The organism is Streptomyces phaeochromogenes (assembly GCF_001418655.1).
Taxonomy (GTDB): Bacteria; Actinomycetota; Actinomycetes; order Streptomycetales; family Streptomycetaceae; genus Streptomyces; species Streptomyces phaeochromogenes.
Map to the genome: position 1 here is coordinate 1 of NZ_LIQZ01000042.1, position 2,681 is coordinate 2,681.

A 2,681-nucleotide genomic window follows, 5' to 3' on the forward strand; every position below is an offset into this window, starting at 1 on the left:
CAGCAACCCCCTCCCCTTCACCGCCGCCCAGAAGTCCCCCGGCACAGGCTGGTTGAAGAGGGAGACCGTGCCCGCCACCTCCTCGGACGAGCGGGCACCGACGACCACATTGCTGACCGCAGGGTGGGCAAGGGGAAACTGAACGGCCGCCGCGAGGGGCGACACGTCGAAGGCCGCACAGAGACGCCTCAACGCCCCGATACGCACACCCAGTTCAGCCGGAACAGACGCATACCCATGCGGAGCACCCGGCCGAGGATCGGCCAACAACCCAGACTGATAGACCCCCGCAGCCATGACAGCCACCCCCCGCTCGACACACAACGGCAGCAACTCGTCGAGCCCCGACTGATCGAGCAGGTTGTACCGCCCGGCCAACAGCACACAGTCGGGCCCAGGAACCGCCGCCTCCCGCAGGAACCGCGCAGCCACGGGCGCATGGTTGACGCCGATGGAGACCGCGCCGACGACCCCCTCGTCCCGCAGATCGGCCAGCGCGCGATACGCCTCGCCCACCGCGGCCCCGAAGTCCTCGTCGGGATCGTGGACATGGAGTACGTCGATCCGGTCGAGCCCCAGCCGCGCCAGGCTCTCCTCGACCGACCGCAGCACCCCGGCGTACGAGTAGTCGAGCCGGGGCCCGACCCCGGCCGGCGGGTCCGCCCAGATCGGCTGGGTGTCCGGCCCGCCCGGCTCGATGATCCGCCCCACCTTGGTGCACAGCACGTACGCGTCACGGGGCCGCGAGGCGAGGGCCGCGCCCGTACGGGTCTCCGAGCGCCCGTACCCGTACACGGGAGCCGTGTCGAAGAGTCGTACGCCCAACTCCCAGGCGGTGTCGATGGTGGTGGCGGCCTGTTGCTCGGGCACGGGCTCGAACAGGCCGCCCAGGGAGGCGAGTCCCAGCCCGAGGCGGCTGACCTGAAGTCCCGTGCGGCCCAGTGGTACGAGGTCGTCGGCTCTCATCTCCAACCTCTCCCCACGACACGATCCCTCTAACGCGACCTGTTCAAGGCAACGCGCGGGAGCCGGAACCTACCGGGACAGGGCGGTGACCACCGACGGCAGACGGCCCATCGCATGCGCCACGCCCAGCCCGTCCATGTAGTCGCGGACATGCGTGATCAGGCCGTCGTGGACCCGGATCACCAGCAGGCCCGGGAAGCTGAAGGCTCGGCCGGTCGTGGCCACGGTCCCGGTGACGACCTGCTCGACGGTGATCACCTCGGGGTCGGTGCTGTCGTGCACGACGACGTCACGGATCTCCCGCGGTCGCGCCGGGCTCGCGCCCCAGGCCGCCCGGTAGCCCGCACGCACCTCCTCGCGCCCCTGGTACCGCTCGGGCATGCCGGGGAAGAGGAACGGGAACTCGTGGACGGCGTCCACCGCGTAGAGGTCGGCCAGGTCGTCCGCGGAACCGTCGAGCATCGCCTGCTGATAGCGGGCCAGGACCTCGCGGGGGCCGGGTCCGGGGGAGTTCACGGCTGCTGTGTCCGGCATGGCATCGGTCTCCGTTCGTTCGGGTCTCCAACAAGCTTCCAACAGGCTTCCAACGGGTCTCCAGTCTCCGTCGGTCCCGTCGGTCTCGCCGAGGACGCCGACAGGGCGGCGTACACCGACGTGGTGTCGGAGTGCGCCGCCCTGGGGCGGGACGGGTTGCGGGAGGCGGCCCGCGCTGTCACGGCGGCCGACTACTTCGGGTCGCTGTTGAACTTCGCGGTCGACCAGAAGTAGCCGAGCACCGCGAGACCCAGGCACCAGGCGAGGGCGAGCCAGCCGTTGTGGCCGATCTCGGTGCCGAGCAGCAGGCCCCGCAGGGTCTCGATGGCGGGAGTGAAGGGCTGGTACTCGGCGATCGGCTGGAACCACCCCGGCATGGAGTCGACCGGCACGAAGGCGCTGGAGATGAGGGGCAGGAAGATCAGTGGCATCGCGTTGTTGCTGGCCGCTTCGGCGTTGGGGCTGACCAGGCCCATGCCGACCGCGATCCAGGTGAGCGCCAGGGCGAACAGCACGAGCAGTCCGAACGCCGCCAGCCACTCCAGACCCGTGGCATCCGTGGACCGGAAGCCGATGGCCACGGCGACGGCGCCCACGAGGACCACGCTGATGACCGACTGCAGCACGCTGCCGACGACGTGTCCGATGAGCACCGACGGGCGGTGGATGGCCATCGTGCGGAAGCGGGCGATGATGCCCTCGGTCATGTCGTTGGAGACCGACACCGCGGTGCCGATGGTCGTGCTGCCGATGGTCATCAGGAGCAGGCCCGGGACGAGATACGCGATGTACGCGGACCGGTCCGGACCACCGCCACCGCCTATACCCGCGCTCATCGTGTCGCCGAAGACGTACACGAAGAGCAGGAGCAGCATGATCGGGGTGAGCAGCAGGTTCAGGGTGAGGGACGGGTAGCGGCGCGCGTGCAGGAGGTTGCGGCGCAGCATCGTGGACGAGTCGCGTACGGCGAGGGAGAGAGAGCTCATCGGACGTTCTCCTTGGGCTGGTTGGTGAGCTGGCTGGGCTGGTTGGGGACGTCGGCCGGACCGGTGAGGGCGAAGAAGACGTCGTCGAGGTCGGGGGTGTGCACGGTGAGTTCGTCGGCCTCGATGCCGGCCGCGTCCAACCAGTCGAGGATCGAGCGCAGTTCGCGCTGGCTGCCGTCGCTCGGGATCTGCAGC

Annotated in this window: 3 protein-coding genes and 1 pseudogene; all 4 read right to left on the reverse strand. The window is 69.8% G+C overall.

Features of this window, described 5'->3' with window-relative positions; genetic code table 11:
• Positions 1-966: aldo/keto reductase (locus tag AOK17_RS06350; RefSeq protein WP_055611324.1), on the reverse strand; the 966-nt coding region annotated here is incomplete at its 3' end.
• A gap of 69 nt (positions 967-1,035) precedes the next feature.
• Positions 1,036-1,500 (reverse strand): nuclear transport factor 2 family protein, encoded by a 465-nt coding sequence (locus AOK17_RS06355; protein WP_055611325.1) that lies wholly within the window; start codon positions 1,498-1,500, stop codon positions 1,036-1,038.
• Between the two features lie 191 nt (positions 1,501-1,691).
• Entirely contained in the window at positions 1,692-2,486 is a 795-nt protein-coding gene (locus tag AOK17_RS06360; RefSeq protein WP_055611326.1) for an ABC transporter permease, read from the reverse strand.
• Positions 2,483-2,681 (reverse strand): annotated as a pseudogene (locus AOK17_RS06365) (ABC transporter); the annotation flags it as partial. The pseudogene AOK17_RS06365 and the gene AOK17_RS06360, both read right to left, overlap by 4 nt.